Raw genomic sequence first — 20,021 nt, forward strand, 5'->3', positions numbered from 1 at the left:
TTGTTCAGTTTAATGAAAGGAGCATTATCATGGAAAAGAAAGTATACTTTAAACTTCACAAAGTAAAAAAGCAATGGGTAACCATTGCAGTAACTGGTCTAGCTCTAGGACTTAGTTTTGCAAGCTTGGGCTATGTGTCCGCAGCTGAACAGACTCACCCCACCTCAGAACCAACTGTTGAAAACAGCATACAAGAAAACGCAATTGATGTCGTAAGCTCATCAACTAATGAAGTTATTACTAAACCAGAAGAAAACAAATCTTTCGACGCCCCCAATACAAGAGAAAACATCACTGAAACTACTTCTACTGAATCTGACCTAAGTACCACTGAAGCAACTGTTCCAGAAACAAGTACTTCTGAAATTAACTCTCAACAAGCTCTTCGTTCGGAAGTCTCTACTGTTACTAGCAGTGAAGTCGTAAGCTCTGAAACATCACATTCTGAAACAAATACAGCCCATGAAGTAGAAGAAAGTCCCGTAATATCCGGCGGTCATTACACTAGCGATGATCAGGGCAACTGGTACTATATTAAGGATGGGAAAACACTTACTGGTATGCAAAATATTGATAATGTGAATGTCTACTTCGATGCCGATGGTAAGCAAGTCAAAGGAGACACCCGTTACGTTAATGGATCAACATATCACTTTGAGAAAGATAGCGGACAACTTACTCGCAATGCTTTTGCATCTGATAAGAATGGAAATTGGTACTACTTAGGCCAAGATGGGAAAGCACTTATCGGTAAACAAGTTATTGACAATATACCACTCTACTTTTACCCTAATGGTGTCCAAGCTAAAGATGCCTTTGTCGTCCTAGATGGAAATTCCTATTATTTTCAAAAAGATACTGGCCAATTGGTTCGTGACCGTTTTTGGTCGGATGACGACGGCAACTGGTACTATAGTGATAAAGAAGGGAAACTTCTAACAGGCGAACAGACTATAGATGGCTTCGACATGTATTTCTACCCAGACGGTGTTCAGGCCAAGGGTGAAATCGTTACAATAGGTATCGAACCCTATTACTTTGATAAGGATAGTGGTCATAAGGTTATAAATACCGACATCACTATTAATGGAAAAACTTACCACGCAGAAGCTAATGGTCTTTTGATTGAAACTGAGCAGAAACTTCCACAACTTCCACTTGTTTCTGGTGGCCATTTCCAAGAGGATTCCTCAGGGAACTGGTATTATTACACCGCAACAGGAGAGAAACTAAGAGGATGGCAAAATGTAGATGGAGTAACTCTTTACTTTGATGAAGAAGGTCGTCAAGCGAAAGATGGCGAAAGAATCATAGACGGCTTCCATTACTATTTTAGTCACTATTCAGGTGCTGTAAAAACCAACTATTGGCATACTTGGTCTATTGAAATCAGAAGATGGGAACCATTTGCAAAAACGTATAACATCTATTATGGTTCTGATGGTCGACGTTACTATGGATGGCATCGAGTTGGCGATCAACTTTATTATTTTGATCATACTGGTCGAGTTGAAAATGCTCTTACTACCTTCAAAGGACAAGACTACCTCTTTGATAATCATGGAAAATTGGTAAAAGATGCCTTTTATATTCAGTCATTACGTGTCTTTGCTGGAACTTTAAATACTAGTTATCGCTCCAATAAATTTGGTCAAGTACTAACCGGAGAACATCATATTAATGGTGATGACTACTATTTTTCAAATTCTGGTTCAGCAGTCACTGCTATTGTCACAAAAGGTGGCAAGGATTATTATTATTTTGAAGGTAAACTTCTGAAAAACTATCTCGGACCTTTACTCGTACGTCAGTATATGGATGATTATACTTACTACCATGGCATCGTAGGTACAGATAAGGATGGGAGGGTACTTACTGGTGTTAGCACTGCAAATAATGGTAAACTCTATTATTTTGAAAATAAGGGAGATATTTACCATGAAAGATATATCCCCCAAATGGTTACAGTTACAACACCTACATGGAAAACGATTGATGGTAAGCTATACCACTTAGAACCTAGCATAAACAGAACTTACAAATCTGGAAGAAGCCGAACCTATACCGTCAGAGAAGAAGTAGACATTATTAACCACGGAGTACGAACAAAGACCGATAAGATTAAACGTATTATTGATGATGATTTTGGTAATCTATACTATCTTGATGAAAACAATGATTTTTACATCGGACATCTACTTCCAGAAAACACAGATTTAACTAAAATTGAAGAAACTGTAATTCAAAGTGACAATAAATTCTATGCTTTCAATAGAACAAGTTCGCTTTCCGAAACTTCCCCTCTCACAGTTTCCAAGACCTTAGTTTACAATAAAAAAGCCTACCTCATTGATGATAAAGGAGTAGCGACCGAAACTAAACTAACAAATCGTTTCGAACACGATGATGCATGGAATTGGTACTACTTTGATAACGAGGGAAAAGCTGTCACCGGACTCCATTCAATAGATAATGTCACTCTATACTTTGATAAAGAGGGCAAACAAGCTAAGGGAAGACTTGTCGAAATTGACGGTCAAACACATTATTTCGATAGAGACAGCGGAGCTATGTGGACTAACCGAACACTTGAACTTAATGGTATTCGTTATATCATTGACCAAAATGGTTATGTAACGATGAACAAACCTGGACAATTTATTCAAGATAAAGATGGTGATTGGGCTTATATTAAAGAAAACGGACAGTTAGCCACTGGACTTCAAATTATTAATCATCAAAAATACTACTTTGATCCAACTGGAAAACAAGCCAAAGGAAAACGACTTCTGCTTGATGGAAAGTACTATTTCTTCGATAACGATACTGGTGCTATGTTCGTAAATAAATTCCATGAAACAGGCGATTACTTTTCTAAAAAATATACTTATTTTGGCGAGGATGGAAGCCAGATATTTGGTTGGGCAACTATTGACGGTAAACGTGTTTATTTTAAAGAAGATGGCTACCAAGTTCGAAATGATACATACAAGATAGGTGGTTTCGATTATTTCTTCAAAAAAGACGGTAGTATGCTTGCTAATGATATTGACGGCAACTACAAATACTATTATGCTGATAAGGACGGTCATCTACAGTTCGGATGGGTTACTCATAATAATGAAACCTACTATATCAGCCCACCATGGGGAGCTGAAAACCGAACATATCTACAAAATATCAATGAAAAGACCTATCTTTTGGGCCCTAAAGGACGACTTCTACGGAATACAGCTACAGACATCTCTTGGGATAATTTCTGTGTTTCTGATGAAAATGGAGTTGTAAAAACAGGTGTCATTCGGTTAGAAGATAATAGGCTTTATTATTTCAACCCTGAAATTTATATGACTACTCCTTTTAGTGGCGAATGGGCAGAGTTTGATGGTAAACTTTATCATTTTGAAATGCCGATATCAGTTAGTCCATACTCAAAAGGTTCTCCAATTACCACTAACACTACGCTTGAAAAAGATGGAAAAACCTATATTATTGACGAAAATGGCGTAGCTACAGAGAAAAAGGATTAATATCAAACTAACAACTGTAAGCATTTAAAAATACCTCATTTTTGCCAAAATGTATTCAAAAACACCAGAAATCATTTTTTCTGGTGTTTTCTTTTTGTCTAAAACCTAGTAAGGCTACCGGCAAAATCTCTATCATCAATCTACTTCAAGTCAAAATATTTCTTGACATCTTTAGCATAGCCATACTGTTGATTTAAACGCTCGATTAAGTCTTTGTTATGCCCTGGATAATTGTCATTCCTCACCATCACCCTCATACAAACATGCCACCAAGCGTTCAAAGGGCTCTATATACTCCCAATACTCAAAAGGGAGATTGGAAATCTTACTTAGATCATTATCATCAAAATGATACACGAGATGACGTAGTATTTGATTTTCAATATAATGGATATCTCTCAACTGCTCTAGGCTGATTGTATCCAGTTCTATGATGTAGTGACACAAATCATCAAGTGCTTTTACGTCAAATTTTTTCTCCTCGTGTAGGAAGTAGAGAAAGCTCTGATTCTCACCTCTTTTATTATCTTCTATCAGATTACTTTTATGCATCATTCTTGAATCCTTTCCTTAATAGCACCATTATAACACTAGAAAATGATTCCCCAAAGCTACAACATAAAAAGAGAATCTGGGATGTTTACATTCCAAATTCTCTTATTCTTGATTAGCAAAGCAGCAAGACTTTTTACCACAAACTAATGCGTTTGCTTGGTGCTAGATACATGGCGTCGCCTTCCTTGATTTGAGGGTAAGCTTCATAAAACTCAGGAAGATTCTTAAGTTGTTGGTTAACACGCAGTTCGTTAGGTGCGTGGACGTCTTGTACCATGGTATATTTATTGTACTGTAGGCTGGCCTTTTGTTTCCAGATATCTGCGTAGTTCTCAAAGTAATCCTTGAGGTTAGGTTTTGTCATATCTGTTTTGAGAACTTGTAGTGTGGATGAGAGACCGCCAGCATCTGCGACATTCTCAGTGACTGTGAGTTTTCCATTTACCTTAGTCCCGTAAATTTCCAAACCATTCCACTGATCTTCAAAGGCTTTGATCCTCTTGTCGAAAGCTTTACTATCTGCTTTTGTCCACCAGTTATGCATGTCGCCGTTCTCATCATAGTCGGCACCATTGGAGTCAAAGGCATGGGTAATTTCATGTCCAATCACGACACCGATACCACCATAGTTCTTTTCAGTACTTTGGTTCTTGTCATAAAATGGAGCTTGCAAAATGCCAGCTGGGAAGTTGATGCTATTGCTTTCTGGGTTGTAATAGGCATTGATATCAAAAGCAGAACCAGACCATTTATTCTTATCAATAGGCTCATCAAAATGGTCAATGGTATAACGTTTTCCGAACTGGGCAATGTCTTCTGACAACTCAAAGAAGGACTTGTTAGGGTCAAGATGTAATTCTTTGGTTCCAGGATCCACATCTTCCTGATAACCTACAAAAACCTTCATTTTATCCAACTTTTCGATGGCCTTGTTACGTGTTTCTTCCGTCAACCAATCATTCTGTTGGAGACGGCCACGATAGACATTTTTGATTTTATCAATCATGCCTGTCACATCAGTCTTGGCTTCCTCACCAAAGTATTTACGTCCATAATAGACACTCATAACATCGCTAAACAGATTGACACTCATCTCGTAAACCGTATCTTCCTTAGAAATTGGCTTCTGTGTGCCCATAATAGCCATGCTAATCGATTGAAAATTTAAGCGGTAATCTTCGGTTAGAGAATTTGATGCTGCCATAGCTTCTTGCATCAACATCCATGATTTTATTTTAGAAAAATTGTCCTGATTAACGACCTTACTATAATTCTCAAAATACTTGGTATTAGGGACATTGATGGTTTCTAAATCACGTCCCATAATGCCTTTGATGACATCATATAATTTGAAGGAACCAGAGTAGGCATTAATCTCTTCTGCCGTTTTAGGATGAACCAGATTCTTACTCTCAGACATCTCTTCGTTACTGAGACTATACTTAGCAATGATTTCGTCGAACTCCAGTGCTTCTTTGACAATGCGTTTACTATTTTTTTCACTATATCCAAGCATTTCCAAGGCTTTTTGCGTGGCTGTCTCGATTGGAGTCAAATATTGTTTCTTGCTCGCCTCATCTTTATAAATAGACACATCTGGCAATAAGATACTTGGGGGAGTCAATTGGATTTGTTTCTGGCTGGTATTCTCTGCGTTAGTTCCTACGTCATAACCAAATGGAATAGGAATCCCTTTATCAGTTAAGCTAGCAGATTTATTGGCCAAATCACTTAGATCCTTGATATCCTCAATTTCTTTTAGATAAGGTTTGAGAGGTTCTAGTCCATCTTTCTCACGCTGCTTGTAATCACTAGCAGCCTTGTAGAAAGTGATAAACTCAGACATCCCCGTAATGTCTGAAGATTCCTTTCCTTCCCCTAAATTTTTGATATCCTTCTTTAGCTTCCCTTTGACATCTTCATCTAATGTATAAAAACTATCAATGCTTGGAGAATCAACAGGAATTTTTGCTTTTAGGAGCCATTCCTTGTTGACAGCCTGATAAAAATTTGAGGCTATCGTAGCATTCTTGTCAATCGGCGTCTCTTGTGGGACAAAGGTTTTATAGGCCCAAAAACCGCCTCCAGCAAGAGCCAAGGCCAAAGCTCCCGTTATGGAACCAAGAATAATTTTCTTACGCTTTTTCATAAATACTCCTTAGAAAATTAGATTAATATACTTGTATTATATCATTAGAACACTGATTTTAGCAAGATGTTTTTGGGAGACAAAAAGAAGTAATCAGACGATTACTTCTCTTTATTTTCTTAAATAGCTAAAATTAGGTATCATGACACTCAAGATAAGAAACATAAAAGATCATCTAAATGACAAGCAGATTGATGCTAATCCTCTTGCTAGATTAATGTTACGCTCTGATTTTTCTTGGAATTCTGTGAGCGTCTTACTCAAGTCACTCACTCCAGAACTCAGTGATTTGCCTTTAGAAAGATTGCGGACTGCTAGAGCCTGAATAGCTCTACATAATTCTGCAAGAAGTTCATCATTATCCTTCTTCCCAACTTCGATTTCATTTTTAAACGTTACGAGCAACTCTCTCTCATTTTCAGTTGTTTCTGGATTTATAATAAGATTATAGATATTGTTTAAGATATCCGTAATTTGGTTGTTGTTACTTTTTGTCATCTAGATTACCTCCTATAACCTGTAGCAAGATTAGGTCGAGCAAGTGAATTAAATTGGTTAATTGTTTGTTTTGTAATGAGCAACGACCTCTTTTAATAGCTAGATGTGACATCATTATACACATCTAGCATATCAAATTCAAGAACAAAAATATCCTTCTGCCACAAATGGTCCAAATTTAGCACAAACAGATAAAAATAAGTAATCAAACGATTACTTATTTCAGATTGAAGAAAAAGTCCATTTTAGGCAACTTTCTTCAATCTGTTTCTTTTAGAGTATAAAGTGAAAAACTCTTATAAATTCTATTACATCAATATTCCTAAGAGATTTAACTACGTGGTAACCAACTTTTAAAAGGGCTTGCCTATATTCTGAAGTAAGCACATCGAACAGTTATTTTTCTATTGATTTATTGACATAAAATCATATGTCTAACGCTATTCCTTATATTTTTCTATCATTCTTTATGATACAATAGCATCAATTTATTTTTAGGAGGATAATATATGACTTCTACTATTGGTATTGTGAGCTTATCTAGTGGAATTATCGGTGAAGACTTTGTCAAACACGAAGTGGACTTGGGAGTCCAACGACTCAAAGACCTCGGACTCAATCCTATCTTTTTACCTCATTCACTAAAAGGCTTAGACTTTATCAAAGAACATCCCGAAGCTCGTGTAGAGGATTTGATTCAGGCCTTTTCTGATGATAGCATCGACATGATCTTATGCGCCATCGGTGGAGACGATACCTATCGCTTGCTACCTTATCTTTTTGAAAATGACCAACTACAAAAGGTTATCAAACCAAAGATTTTTCTTGGCTTCTCGGATACCACTATGAACCATCTCATGTTGCATAAACTAGGAATCAAGACTTTTTACGGCCAATCCTTTTTAGCAGACATTTGTGAATTAGACAAGGAGATGTTGCCCTATAGCTTTCACTACTTTAAAGAATTAATTGAGACTGGTAGAATCTCAGAAATCCGCCCTAGTAACGTTTGGTATGAGGAACGGACTGATTATAGTCCCAAGGCTCTGGGAACACCTCGTGTCAGCCATGCAAATACAGGTTTTGACTTGTTACAAGGCAATACTCAGTTTGAGGGAGAAATCCTCGGTGGTTGTCTTGAGTCTCTCTATGATATTTTTGACAACTCACTACACGCAGATAGCACAGACCTCTGCCAAAAATACAAACTTTTCCCTGACTTATCCGACTGGGAAGGAAAGATTCTATTGCTAGAAACAAGTGAAGAAAAGCCTGAACCTGATGATTTCAAAAAAATGTTGCAAACTTTAAAAGAAACTAGGATATTTGAGGTCATCAGTGGACTCTTGGTCGGGAAACCTATGGATGAAACCTTCTATGACGACTATAAGGAGGCTTTAATGGACATCATTGATAGCAATATCCCGATTGTCTATAATCTGAATGTCGGCCATGCCACACCAAGAGCAATTGTTCCCTTTGGAGTTCACGCGTATGTAGATGCAACGGAGCAAGTCATTCGCTTTGACTATCACAAAGAAAGCTGAGATGAATTTCTCATTATTTTCTTAAATAGCGAAAATTGGGTAACAAGATACTCAAGATAAGAACTATAAAAATGCCCAAAACCATAATTGTAGTATAGGGATTAAAGCAGAGACTTATTAGCAAGGTAAGACTTATTCCAATCATTAGGTATCCCAACTTTCTCACTACTGACTCACTGCTCTGGTTATGATTTTTTGTGGCCAAGCCAATACTTTTAGGAAGATAATTTCCAATCACTAGAAAAATGAGTGCCACCAACCAGATAACAGTCAATCGAACTTGAATATGGCCTCCTAAGGCAACAATCAATATAAGACCTTGGATAAGCACAGCAGAAATTGGGACTAACCATAGCATAAACTCTTTTAAGAATGGGATCGTTATTTGTTTAAAGAATGAAAAACAGAGATTATACATGATTAACGTAAGAAAAGGAAGTGCAACAATTGCTAAATTGCGATTCATAAAACCATTGGCTTGCTCTTCCACATTAAAGTGGATTGCAATCTGATTTGGTAGTTGTTTGTAAAAGACTAGTCCGACAATAACCGGTGTAAGTATCACTATATTACCAATGACTCTTTGCATATTATTTTTCATCTTCTTTTCCTCCAAGTGACTGAATCCAGGTTAGAATTTCTTCAAAAACGGTCAAGTTCAAACTATAGTAAATAAAATTCTTCTGCTTTTCTTCCTCAATAAGACCTGCTTTTCGCAAGGTAGACAAATGATGAGAAACTGTTGCGGGAGCCAAGTCAAACTGCTGGCTGATTTCACCTGCAGACTTGGGCCCAGACTTTAGATAGTTTAAAATTTCTCTCCTCACAGGGGCAGAGATAGCTTTAAGTGTTTCTGATAATCCCATGACTTCCCTCCTTCTTCCAAATTCTGCTTGTCAGGAGTCCTACACCTAGCACATAAATAGCTAAAATGGCTTCGATTAGTAAGAGATTGCTAACTATTCCTTGTTGATAAGCACCTGCCAAAAAATCGATGGTAGCATGAAGTAATATCGCCCCAAAATAGAATGAAAGCTTATGCTTAGTGACTGCTAGAAAATCCCAAGCTGTAAGCAAGACCTGTAGTAGTAAGGCAACTAGTCTTTCAAAGAGAGACATAACAACAGCAAAGCCTGTTAATTGATTGACCTGACCTACTAGAAATGAAGGTAACTGACTGGCCTGACCTGAATGGACGGCCTGTAAAACAATGATGTTAGTGAGTAAGCCCATCACTCCAAGCAAGATAAATTCACTAAGACCATGTCCAAAACCGTAAGCTACAATATCAGACGTCATCAAACTTCTTTTCTTTTCGAGAATCTTAAAAACCAAATAGCGTGTTGTTTCTTCAACAAGACCAGCCATAAGTCCTCCATAAACAATGGTAAACCACTTAGAAGAGTGAGTAAAACCAGATAAAACCAAGGCATTGATAGGTCCTTCAATCATCATGACTGGTAAGGCAAAGCCAATCAGTCCCACTAAAAAGAGCTTGAGCGAAAACTTCCATCTTTTCCTCAGGACGATAAAACTTATGATGGCGATAACTAACATGGCAAGAATTGTCATAAAAAGGAGTGTTTCCATTTGATTTATCCTTTCATTGAGACGGAATAAGAATACTATCTTGGTGAGAATACCTATTTCTATACTTTTCGAAATAGATTATACGCTTTTCATAGACTACAGTCAATTCTATTTCGAAAAAAATCGAAATAGAATCACAAAAAAAATCGTGAAAACGATCTTTTTTGTCATTTTAATTATTAAGCATCACAAACAGATAAATCATCTAAAAAACATGGCGATTGATGACAATCCTACCATTTATTCATTGCTTTAATTACTTTCAATTTTTATCGTTTCTAAATGACTATTTCATAATATCATATAAGTATGGTACTATACTTTCCCCGTCTAAATCAGCTAAATTTTTTATCCACTTATACTCCACATGTTCTTCTGGATCTAATTTAATATTGATATTTTCATTTTGAAGTAAGTTGGCACTATAGACAAGTCTTGTAAATATCTTATTATTATCTATATTACTATCTTCATGAATAATGTTTTCTAATGAAATAACTAGGCCAACTTCCTCTTGACACTCCCTGATTGCAGCTTGTCTAGGAAGCTCCCCATCTTCTACACTCCCACCTGGAATATCCCAATAAGAGGGATAATAATTTTTTTCTCCTCGTTTAATATCACTACGTTTTATTACAAGATATTTATTTTTTAACATTATCAAACTATGTGCTATTAATTTATTTTCCATTAATTTTCTTTCCTTTCTCTTGTTCTGTAATTGATACTTCTTAATAATCGTTTTTTCTTTCCATAATTAGACTTTTTATCTTTTAATTGTAAAGTGTCTATTACATCTATAGCATATGGTAGAGTATTTGTTGTAAACTCTATTTCAATTTCATAGTCAATTTGTCCTGTGTAAGGATAAAATCCTCAGTATCAAAATAATAATTAGTTTGCCTAACTTTATCAATACAGTCATATTCTTCTAATACCTGGTTATCTTCAACAAGATGAAAGTTCTAATTTATTTATGTTAAAATCTCCCATCATGATTGAAGGATTAGAATTTTGGGCAGATTTTAATTTCAAAAATAATATTCTGGAATCTTTAAAATTAAGTATGTACCAATCAAAGATAGTGTCAATAATTATGTGTAAACACTCAAGTAGAGTTACAGAGTGTTAATCAAATAAGCTTTCAAGTGTGTCAGAACATTGGCCAAACCCTTTATGGATGCGTTGACTTTGCTTAAAATTATAATCTTCAAACAGTGTAACTAAATAACGTTCCAGAGCCTCCTCGTTAGGAAAAAAGAACCTTCTTTTTCGTTTGACGTTTGATTTCTTTATTGAGAGACTCAATGAGGTTTGTCGAATAAATGCTATGCCAAATCTGGTAGGGAAACTGATAAAAAGTTAAAAGATTATCCGTATTCTCCAGACTTTCCATGACTTTCCTATACTTTGGCTTCCATTCAGCGATAAAGTCCTCCAAAACTTGTACTGATATTTCTAAATTTTCAGCACGATAAATCATTTTAATTTGCCCCAGAATAACTACCCGATCAGATCGCGTTTATACGTCATTCTTACATCCTTTACTTAAATATCGAAAATTGGGTATCAAGACACTCAAGATTAGAACTACAAAAGATCAACAGAATCCAACTTATTTGGCTCAATTCAGTTGATCTTTTTTGTCATTTTAATTATTAAGCATCACAAACAGATAAATCATCTAAAAAACATGGCGATTGATGACAATCCTATTGCTAGATTAGCGTTACGTTCTGATTCATTTTGGAATTCTGTGAGTGTCTTACTCAATTCACTCAATCCTGAACTCAGTGAAATCCCTTTAGAAAGATTGTCGACAGCTAGAACTTGAATAGCTCTGCGTAACTCTGCAAGAAGTTCACCATTGTCCTTCTTTCCAACTTCTATTTCGTTTTTAAACGTTACGAGTAAGTTTCTCTCTTCTTCAGTTGTTTCTGGATTTAAAATGAGATTATAGATATTGTTTAAGATATCTTCAATTTGGATATTATCACTTTTTGTCAACTAGAACACTCCCTAAATAGATCCTGCTTTTCTCAAGGTAAACATTTGATTTATACTATCATCGAATTCGGAAAGAAATGCTATCTTGGTGAGCACACCTATTTTCTTTTTTTGAAAAAGATTCTACGCTTTTCATAGACTACTGTCAAGACTATTTCGAAAAAATCGAAATAGAGATACAAAAAAAGACCGTTTTCACGATCTTTTTTTCTTGAGAATTTTCCCTCATTCTCGTCTGTGTGTTCTCTGAGCAGTCACTGGGGCTACTACTACTTATCTTCCTGGGACATATTCGCCAGTGTTGGCATCGTAGTAACGGCGTTGGCCATTGACTGTGACGTAGGCTCCTTTAACTTGGCGACCTGATTGGTCAAAGTAAAGGTGTTGGCCATTGATGACTTGTTCCCCTGTCACTGCATAACCATCTGCTCCAAAGTAAGCCCAGACATTAGGCTCGATTTGAGCGAAGCGGTTGGTTACAGGTTGGCCATCGTTTTCGTCATAGTACTTGTAACGACTGCCGACCTTAACGGCTTTGCCCTTGTATTGGATACCATTTTGGTCAAAGTAGTATTCCTTGCCATTGATAGTCCACCTGCCTTTAAGGGCTTGACCTTCAGTATTGAAATAAGACCATTGGTTTGGTGCAATCTCAGCAAAGCTACTTGTTACAAGAGCTCCACTGTGAGCATCATAGTAATAAGTCTTACCATCTTCGACAACAGTTTTCCCCTTGACTTGGATACCATTTTCATCAAAGTACTTAAGGTATCCATGATCAGCACGAACTTGGCCGATAGCCATTGAACCGTCGTGTTTAAAGTACATCCACTGGTCATCACCTACTTGGAGGTAGCGTCCGCTAGCGAGAATACCTGAATCTGGCTCATAGTAATACTTGATGCCGTTTTCCTCGATAATTTCACCCTTAGCTTGGCTACCATCTTCCTTGAAGTAATAGAGGTGACCATCAATGTATTGACGTCCAGTGACACGGTTCCCCTCTTTATCAAAGTAGTTCCAAGCCTTAGTCGCTGGATTGTAGACAAAGATGCTACGTCCGATTTCGCCTGCTGGTGTGATATAACGAGCCTTACCATTTTCAAAGATAATAGAATCAGCTCGGTTGCTGTAGGCCGTACCGACACTACCATCTTGGTTAAAGTAATAAGTCTTACCATCAATGACACGTGAACCAGTCACAGTGTTACCATCAGCGTCAAAGTAATAACGTTTACCTGTGCTGCTATCAGTCGCAAAGACATTGCGTCCCATGTCACCAGTTTCTGCAACATAGTAATGCAATTTGCCATCATCTGTACGGACAATACGATCCTTGGCCTGAATGCCAGTTTCACGGTCAAAGTAGAAATGGTGGCCACTCCAATGAAGGTTACCCACTACCATGGTTCCTTGAGTCGTAAAGGCACGCACCTGCTTACGCTTGTCGTCAAAATCAACGAAGGCATTCTTAACCATGGCACCGTCTAGACCGTAATAGTAGGTATAGCCGTTGCTAGCACGACGAAGGGCATTACGCAATTGAACACCATTATCAAAGAAATAGTAATCCTTGCTATTGATGTTTTGGGCACCCTTGGTCATCTTACCGTCAGCACCGAAGTAATACCAGTTACCGTTACCGTCTTGAACAAATTCATTCTTGATGACTTGATTATCACGAAGGAAGTAAACATCTTGTCCACGACGTTGGAAGACTTGAGTGCTTGTGATGGCACCTGTATCACGAAGTGGTGTTGGCAAGAGTTGGCCGTTGGCTGAAGTATTAAAGTACTGGTTGGTCTTGTCATCACGAAGGACAAAGTTGATGCCTCGTCCAAGGATGTTAGTTCCGTTGAAGTACTTAGCAGACCATTTGGTAATCTTTTCATTCGTAGGCAATTGCTTACCATTTGAGATTTGCACACGGTTGAAAATAGATGGGTACTTAGCTTTCAGCTCATCAAGGAAGGCACCACCGTACTTGCCTTGATAGTCTGTGCCATCTGTGCGGGTATTTGCCACATAGGCTTGGTCCACAATTTGATAACCTTGTTGGTGATAACCGTAGCCGTTAACACGTGTGGCATTAACTACTTCTTTTCCTGGAAGGTTATAAATTTGGTCTGGCACCCAGTCAGCGATGGCTTGAATACCATCTTTGTGGAGAGCACGAAGGACATTAAGGAGGTCCTCAAGTGAGCCATACTTGTTATTTTGACTCAAGGCCATGTCATAACGGTCATCAAAGGCATAACCATTGTCAATTGTTGAATCAAGGAAGGTACCATCCTTACTTGAAACGTACTGTGGTGGAAGTCCAACAGACGTAACACCCCAAGCTTTGAGCAAATTAGTGTTCTTAGCCAAGACACGGTTCATATAGAGTTCTGGCTGATCGTCCGCAAAAGCTTGGAAGTTTGAGAAGGCTTCATACATGACTTGCGAATCAAGGGCTGCTGAAGACTTGTAAACTTGACCATCTCTATTGGCACGGTTACTTGGCTGTGTACGTGCGTCTTGGTTAGCCTTAGCCCCGACTGGTACCCAGACACCGAGGTAACCTGATACTTGCACATTTTCCACACCAAAAATATCGTTGGCATTGAAGGTCAAGTTCCCATTCCAGTCGGTACGTTTAAGAAGGTTTTTAGGCACATCAGAATCGTTGAGGTAGGTTGCTATACCATCTTTTGTTGTCAAAAGTAATGGGCGATAAAGCTGATTACGGTGAGCTCTACCCATGTTCATCGTTACGGTTTCATTGCTACCCAATCGGAAATCATAGTTGTTGGTCATGATGACACCCATCCCTTGCGTACGGGTTTCAGCAGTTCCCCAATCAGTTCTGTTATTGGCACCTTTACCATAACGAACTGATGTCAAGAGGCCGTCATTTCCGACTTTCTTCACTTCCATGTCTTGACCACCAGCTACATACTTGATACGGGCACGCAAAAGGGTATCGATGGCATCAAAGTAAGGCGTCTTCTTGGCCATGTAGTGACCATCCTCACGGTAGAGGTCTCCATAATAAACACGTGTTACAGAGTCCTTATTGGTCAACATGAGGGCATAGACAGATGGCAAGTTGTAAGACGCATAAGTCTTGTGAGCTGTATTGATATCCGCATTGTAAATCTCGAAGGCCTTCTTGATTTCATCACGGGTGAAATTGTAACCAAACAGACTTGGGTTGATACGATCACGGATGATACGTTGGATAATGGTTTGCGCTTCAGTATCGTGGGCACGGGTGAAAATATAGTTGGCCATACGTTCACCGTTCTTATCGTTAGCACCTCGTGGATTCAAACTACTATTCATAAAAGCAGTCATGTCCCCAAGCTGCATACGTGTATTTTTATCACGCATCAAAAGGTTGGTAAGAGCATTACGAAGGGCATTATCAATCGGCAGTTGTGCCCCCTTAGTGTCCTTGTTGTAATATGGGTCGTTGGCAGACCACGCTTCCAAGTATGACAAGTGTTTGATCGCATTGGCTTCAGACTTGTCAACACCATAGGCTGCTTTGAAGTAATCTGAAGCGATTTGGAGAAGGTCGGCATCCACATTGTCCAAGGCATCGACACGCAAACCGTCAAAGTTGGCTGTTGGATCGTTGGCCATGATACTTCCGATATTCATCATAAAGTGGAGCCAGTTAAGTTGTTCCGCCTGAACAGCTGGGTTTGAGTTATCAATATCGTTGGCAAGCAAGAACTCAAGACCACCGATAGAATTGTCCTTGAAGTACTTACGTGTACCCGTCTGATTAGTCGGTGTGCGGTTAAGCAAACGATAGTCAGAGTTGGCGTAGCTAGTACGGTTACCAGTATCACCCTTACTGTTGTTAAAGAGCAACTGTCCACCTTGCAAGTGGTCGTAGGAACTATTTTCAGTGCTACTATTCCAACCTGGCTGAGTCTTGATGAACTGGTCGATACTTGTACGCAACCAGTTGGTATTGCCTTCACGCGCAATACGTTCTTCAATCTTAGTCTGAACAGCTTTAGCAGCTAGATTTAGACTTTCCTGGCTAGAGTTGGTTGAAAATGATCCCGCACCAAGACCTTGATTTTGCATGTAGTTTAGGTAGTTAACCTGAGTTGACTTGTCAGGCCACCAAACCATCAAGAGTGGACGTTTGTCCGCTTCAGTTGAAGCTGTCCAAGTCTTACCATCCTTAAGAATACTCTTTGGACGGTACCAAGCATCTGCTGTGATGAAGGTGTCGAGTTGGTCCAAAGATTTGTTATCGTTTTTGTAGAGCTGATTTCCAGATGAAAAATCCACAGTTGCCTTGATAGGTTCTGTTGAAAATTCATCCTGTGACTTGGTCGCAAGAGCCCCTGTTTCAGCATCAAAGTAATATGACTTCCCATCTTGCTCAAAGACGAAGTTCTTACGCACACTACCGTCACTATTGACATAGTATTGTTTGCCGTTAATCCATTGGATACCAGTCGCTGTATTGGTATTGGCTTCACGAGTTTCTGCCAAGGCACGACGACTACGTGTACGAGCTTCTGTATTTGCCGTCTCAGTTGTTGCTGCACGGTCTGTAGTAGCTGTTGCAGTCGCATTATTTGTATCTTTCGTTGTAGCACTCGTATCAGCTGCAGCTGCTTGCACATTTGTACTTGGTGCAGCTTGACCTGAGTTAGTATCAACTGTCGTTGCAGTTGTAGTAGGTGCCGCTGCCCTATCTGTAACATCGGTTGTCGTGCTAGTCGCATCTGCGACAGGAATAGCCACGCTCGCAGTATTAGCATCTGCTGAAATAGTTGGTGCTACTGTAGTTGCTGCATCATTAGTTGTGGCAGGCGCTTCTCGAAGCAAATCTTGACTGCTATCACCCGACTGATTCACAGGATTTTGCTCATCGGCCTGAACCTGTTGATCCGCCAACAAAGTTCCACCAGCAACAGTAACCATTGAGAGTGCTGTCACCCCAATAGTCACCCAATTCTTCTTCACTTTATGCATTTTAAAGCGTACTTTTTGTTCCATAATATTTACCTTTTTCCCTTATATTACTTCTATCATAAGCTATTTGACAAGGGAATACAATTACACAACTGTAATATCAGTTTAATGTATCTACCTTCGTTTTCTCAGAAAACGTCCTTTAATAATCTGCCTAATAAATACACCTTGTGAACAAATGCACTAAGGATAACATAAAACCAGCTAAAATCGTTAGGACTAAGACTTTTTTAGACGATAGAATCATCCAACAATATTAATTTATTTTTAAATAAAAAAACCTTCATTTCTAAGATGAAATAAAGGCTTGGTTACGGGGACTAGCAAAATCCTGCTAAAGTATGCGTGGTTTATGGGTTAGGAGGTCGCGATGCTTTCCATATTTAGTAGTCCACAAAACGCTTGATTGCTATTTTTTACTCATTTTCCATGTACTACCACCTAGTGAAAAAGGCACCTATGGTTTCAATAATGGCATAGAGTAATGGGGGTTTTCGTGGTCTGAAATCTGTTTTATAAAAGTAGTAATTCGAAATGAAGATAAATAATATGACAATGATACTCCAAGCTAAGATAAGCATGATTTTCCTCCTCTAGAAAGTCAATTACACCTCGAGTTTAACGAAAATAGTCCCCCATAACTACCCCTAACTCTATTTTCCTAAATACAACTATAATACCCATTATAACACGGCTATGGCTCCTTCTTTTGAATATGAGAGGGATAAAATTATTAGGATTTAAGCGTGAAAAATCACCTAAACAAACAGCAAAACCTTATCTTCACTCAAAAAACCAGCTAATGCTGGCTTTTTTGTCTATTAAGCATCTAGAGTTCTGATAGGAAAATAATAATAGTAATTTATATAGGAATAGGAAAAATTCGCTCTAGATTTTTTAAAGTACATATTAATTAGCGACGCTGTCTCAATTCACCAGTTTTGGCATCGCAGAAGAGGCGTTTACCACCAACATAGACATAACGTCCTTTCACTTGACGACCTGAACCGTCAAAGTATAGGTGTTTGCCATTGATGACCTGTTTCCCAGTCACTGCTTGACCTGCTGCGTTGAAGTAATACCAGCAGCCACGTCCAGCTTCGACAAAGCGGTTCACCACTTGCTCACCAGTGTGGGCATCAAAGTAGCATTTCTTACCTTGGACAGTGAGCAATTTACCTTTGACTTGAGCACCATTGCTGCCAAAGTAGTAAACTTTATTGTTAATGTTTTGAAGACCTGTCACTTTGTGACCATCTTGGTTAAGGTAAGCCCATTGGTTAGCCGCAATTTGAATGAATTGGTTGATGACTGCTTGGCCAGTAACGGCATCATAATAGCGTCCTTCAGCCCAGCCACCTTTTAATTGGCTGTGATCTTTATTGAAGTAATAGAGTTTACCATCAATCACTTTTGCACCTTGAACGAGGCAACCAAAAGCATCCGCATAATACCAGTTGTTGTTTTCAAAGATAAAGCGTGAAACAGCCATTTCACCTGTTTGAGCTGAAATGTAGTATTGCTTGTTGCCTTGTTGCATCATCTGACCTTTGATTTGACGGCCTTCTGAGTCAAAGCAGTATTCTTTACCATTGATGATACGTTTTCCTGTCACAGCGTAACCATGTTCATCTAGGTAGTACCAAGCTTGGTTTTCTTTATTTTGAACAAAAGTATTTACAGCCATATTACCAGTATCAGGGATGAAGTAACGGATACGGCCATCTGAGAAGCGAATAAACTTGTCTTTCGCTTGGATACCTGTTTGTGTATCAAAGTAGAAGGTTGTGCCACACATTTCAAGAAGACCAGTAGCCATGTGACCATAACAATCGAAATAGCGGACATCCTTACGATAACCAGCAAAATCGTAGAAACCGTTGATAGCTTTCACACCATTTTTATCGTAATAATAAGTGTAGCCATCGCTACCTTTAACAAGTGAGTCACGAGCTTGAAGACCATTTTCAAGGAAGTAATAAGCCTTACCATCGATAACCTTTTCACCTTTGACCTTTTGGCCATATTGGTCGTAATAATACCATTGATTTTCGCCTACACGGACAAATGAAGACTTGGCATTGTTCGAATCAACACTTGGTTTAGTCTCACCTGTGATGATTTGGTAACCTGAGTTATTTTGTTGATTTCCTTGTGAAATGATAGTGACATTAGCATTTGAACCATTTGAATGACCTACTGTCACGTTTGGAAACAGTTTATTTGAATTCGAAACAATAGTCACATTTGGCGTAGTACCTGAAGCCGTGATTGTAATCGTCGTGTTTCGACCACCATTCCAATGAATGCCGTTTGAGTCAGACGAACTTGTCGTAATTGTCGCAAAACCGCTAGCTGACGATGATGATGACCATGATGATGAAGACGAGTAAGAATACCAAGCTGAACTTGATGAGCTTGAAGAACTTGACGCACTAGCACTTACTGATGCCGAACTGCTACTTGATTGGTAAGCAGAACCCGTTTGTGATGAATTAGAGGTTTGTGTTCCTACTACTTGAGAAGATTGTGACGAGCTGACTTGACCAGATCCACCACCTACCACAGTCTGTGATGAGCCTCCTGTTGAGACAGATGATGAAGACTCGTAGCCTGAGCTTGTTTGACTGCCATAGTTAGATGACACCGCTGACAAATGGCCAGCATCTTCCGTCAAGGTTGGCGAATAGCTTTCATTAATCAATGAAGCACTTGACTCAATGCCTGCATCTGTTTGTTCAAAACCGTCACCATTAGGAAGTGACACTTCATCTGCTTGTGCCGATTGGTCCGCTAAAAGGGCTCCACCCGCAAGTGCAACCATCGACAGCGTACTAACTCCAATAGTCACCCAGTTTTTCTTGACCTTGTGCAACTTAAATCCAACTTTCTTTTCCATAACATACACCTTTCAATATAACTTTATTTCTCTATACTATGTTAAGGGATTTTGGAAACGAATACAATTACAGATACATAACCCTAATCTCATAAGACTAACCTTCTGCCCATAATCCATTTAAAAAAACAAGCCTAAGATAGATACCAATAGCTTTTATATGTTAGAAAACGTTACCAAAAATATGTTCGGATTTTCTTAAACTCACACAGAAAATCCGATGTTTAGCCATTTTAGCTCCCCCTTCATTAGAGGAC

At 38.6% G+C, this 20,021-nt stretch carries 12 protein-coding genes and 1 pseudogene; 2 read left to right on the forward strand and 11 right to left on the reverse strand.

What is annotated here, in order from left to right; genetic code table 11:
* Window positions 1–29: 29 nt before the first annotated feature.
* The gene (locus tag H7U01_RS08515; RefSeq protein ID WP_201041445.1) at window positions 30–3,530 is read left to right on the forward strand and encodes a KxYKxGKxW signal peptide domain-containing protein; all 3,501 of its coding nucleotides are present in this window, start codon (window positions 30–32) and stop codon (window positions 3,528–3,530) included.
* Window positions 3,531–3,764: 234 nt separating this feature from the next.
* On the opposite strand, the gene H7U01_RS08520 is transcribed toward H7U01_RS08515, so the two are convergent.
* The 3 genes from H7U01_RS08520 to H7U01_RS08530 all read right to left on the reverse strand — a co-directional run bounded on the left by H7U01_RS08520 (window position 3,765) and on the right by H7U01_RS08530 (window position 6,732).
* Window positions 3,765–4,085 (reverse strand): hypothetical protein, encoded by a 321-nt coding sequence (locus tag H7U01_RS08520; RefSeq protein ID WP_013990329.1) that lies wholly within the window; start codon window positions 4,083–4,085, stop codon window positions 3,765–3,767.
* Window positions 4,086–4,218: 133 nt separating this feature from the next.
* Entirely contained in the window at window positions 4,219–6,234 is a 2,016-nt protein-coding gene (locus H7U01_RS08525; RefSeq protein WP_201041446.1) for a M13 family metallopeptidase, read from the reverse strand.
* Between the two features lie 171 nt (window positions 6,235–6,405).
* Window positions 6,406–6,732 carry a bacteriocin immunity protein gene (locus H7U01_RS08530; RefSeq protein ID WP_201041447.1) on the reverse strand — a complete coding sequence of 109 codons (327 nt, stop codon included), beginning with the start codon at window positions 6,730–6,732 and terminating at the stop codon, window positions 6,406–6,408.
* A gap of 509 nt (window positions 6,733–7,241) precedes the next feature.
* Here H7U01_RS08530 and H7U01_RS08535 point away from each other — a divergent pair.
* A complete protein-coding gene (locus H7U01_RS08535; RefSeq protein WP_201041448.1) occupies window positions 7,242–8,279 on the forward strand; it encodes a S66 peptidase family protein in 1,038 nt (345 codons plus the stop codon).
* A 13-nt stretch (window positions 8,280–8,292) separates the two neighbouring features.
* Here H7U01_RS08535 and H7U01_RS08540 read toward each other — a convergent pair whose 3' ends face one another.
* The 8 genes and pseudogenes from H7U01_RS08540 to H7U01_RS08575 form a co-directional block, all read right to left on the reverse strand.
* Window positions 8,293–8,880 carry a DUF1648 domain-containing protein gene (locus H7U01_RS08540; protein ID WP_201041449.1) on the reverse strand — a complete coding sequence of 196 codons (588 nt, stop codon included), beginning with the start codon at window positions 8,878–8,880 and terminating at the stop codon, window positions 8,293–8,295.
* Window positions 8,870–9,145 carry an autorepressor SdpR family transcription factor gene (locus H7U01_RS08545; RefSeq protein WP_022496791.1) on the reverse strand — a complete coding sequence of 92 codons (276 nt, stop codon included), beginning with the start codon at window positions 9,143–9,145 and terminating at the stop codon, window positions 8,870–8,872. The genes H7U01_RS08540 and H7U01_RS08545 overlap by 11 nt, the downstream gene beginning before the upstream one ends.
* Window positions 9,123–9,869, reverse strand: a complete 747-nt coding sequence (locus H7U01_RS08550; protein WP_073689739.1) for a YhfC family glutamic-type intramembrane protease — start codon at window positions 9,867–9,869, stop codon at window positions 9,123–9,125. The genes H7U01_RS08545 and H7U01_RS08550 overlap by 23 nt, the downstream gene beginning before the upstream one ends.
* A gap of 286 nt (window positions 9,870–10,155) precedes the next feature.
* Entirely contained in the window at window positions 10,156–10,560 is a 405-nt protein-coding gene (locus H7U01_RS08555; RefSeq protein ID WP_045772275.1) for an NUDIX hydrolase, read from the reverse strand.
* A 437-nt stretch (window positions 10,561–10,997) separates the two neighbouring features.
* Window positions 10,998–11,388 (reverse strand): annotated as a pseudogene (locus tag H7U01_RS08560) (transposase); the annotation flags it as partial.
* Window positions 11,389–11,549: 161 nt separating this feature from the next.
* Window positions 11,550–11,876: a bacteriocin immunity protein gene (locus tag H7U01_RS08565; RefSeq protein WP_021146107.1), complete on the reverse strand. Its 327-nt coding sequence runs from the start codon at window positions 11,874–11,876 to the stop codon at window positions 11,550–11,552.
* A gap of 273 nt (window positions 11,877–12,149) precedes the next feature.
* Entirely contained in the window at window positions 12,150–16,889 is a 4,740-nt protein-coding gene (locus H7U01_RS08570; protein WP_201041450.1) for a glycoside hydrolase family 70 protein, read from the reverse strand.
* 889 nt (window positions 16,890–17,778) lie between these two features.
* The gene (locus tag H7U01_RS08575; protein WP_048790826.1) at window positions 17,779–19,764 is read right to left on the reverse strand and encodes a KxYKxGKxW signal peptide domain-containing protein; all 1,986 of its coding nucleotides are present in this window, start codon (window positions 19,762–19,764) and stop codon (window positions 17,779–17,781) included.
* Between the last annotated feature and the right edge of the window lie 257 nt (window positions 19,765–20,021).

It is taken from the genome of Streptococcus sp. 21.1, from assembly GCF_016648635.1.
Classification (GTDB): Bacteria; Bacillota; Bacilli; order Lactobacillales; family Streptococcaceae; genus Streptococcus.

Bases quoted from the DNA above. Each gene is read 5' to 3' on its own strand.
- H7U01_RS08515 (WP_201041445.1), top strand. From the start codon at position 30: ATGGAAAAGAAAGTATACTTTAAACTTCACAAAGTAAAAAAGCAATGG.
- H7U01_RS08520 (WP_013990329.1), bottom strand. From the start codon at position 4,085: ATGATGCATAAAAGTAATCTGATAGAAGATAATAAAAGAGGTGAGAAT.
- H7U01_RS08525 (WP_201041446.1), bottom strand. From the start codon at position 6,234: ATGAAAAAGCGTAAGAAAATTATTCTTGGTTCCATAACGGGAGCTTTG.
- H7U01_RS08530 (WP_201041447.1), bottom strand. From the start codon at position 6,732: ATGACAAAAAGTAACAACAACCAAATTACGGATATCTTAAACAATATC.
- H7U01_RS08535 (WP_201041448.1), top strand. From the start codon at position 7,242: ATGACTTCTACTATTGGTATTGTGAGCTTATCTAGTGGAATTATCGGT.
- H7U01_RS08540 (WP_201041449.1), bottom strand. From the start codon at position 8,880: ATGAAAAATAATATGCAAAGAGTCATTGGTAATATAGTGATACTTACA.
- H7U01_RS08545 (WP_022496791.1), bottom strand. From the start codon at position 9,145: ATGGGATTATCAGAAACACTTAAAGCTATCTCTGCCCCTGTGAGGAGA.
- H7U01_RS08550 (WP_073689739.1), bottom strand. From the start codon at position 9,869: ATGGAAACACTCCTTTTTATGACAATTCTTGCCATGTTAGTTATCGCC.
- H7U01_RS08555 (WP_045772275.1), bottom strand. From the start codon at position 10,560: ATGGAAAATAAATTAATAGCACATAGTTTGATAATGTTAAAAAATAAA.
- H7U01_RS08570 (WP_201041450.1), bottom strand. From the start codon at position 16,889: ATGGAACAAAAAGTACGCTTTAAAATGCATAAAGTGAAGAAGAATTGG.
- H7U01_RS08575 (WP_048790826.1), bottom strand. From the start codon at position 19,764: ATGGAAAAGAAAGTTGGATTTAAGTTGCACAAGGTCAAGAAAAACTGG.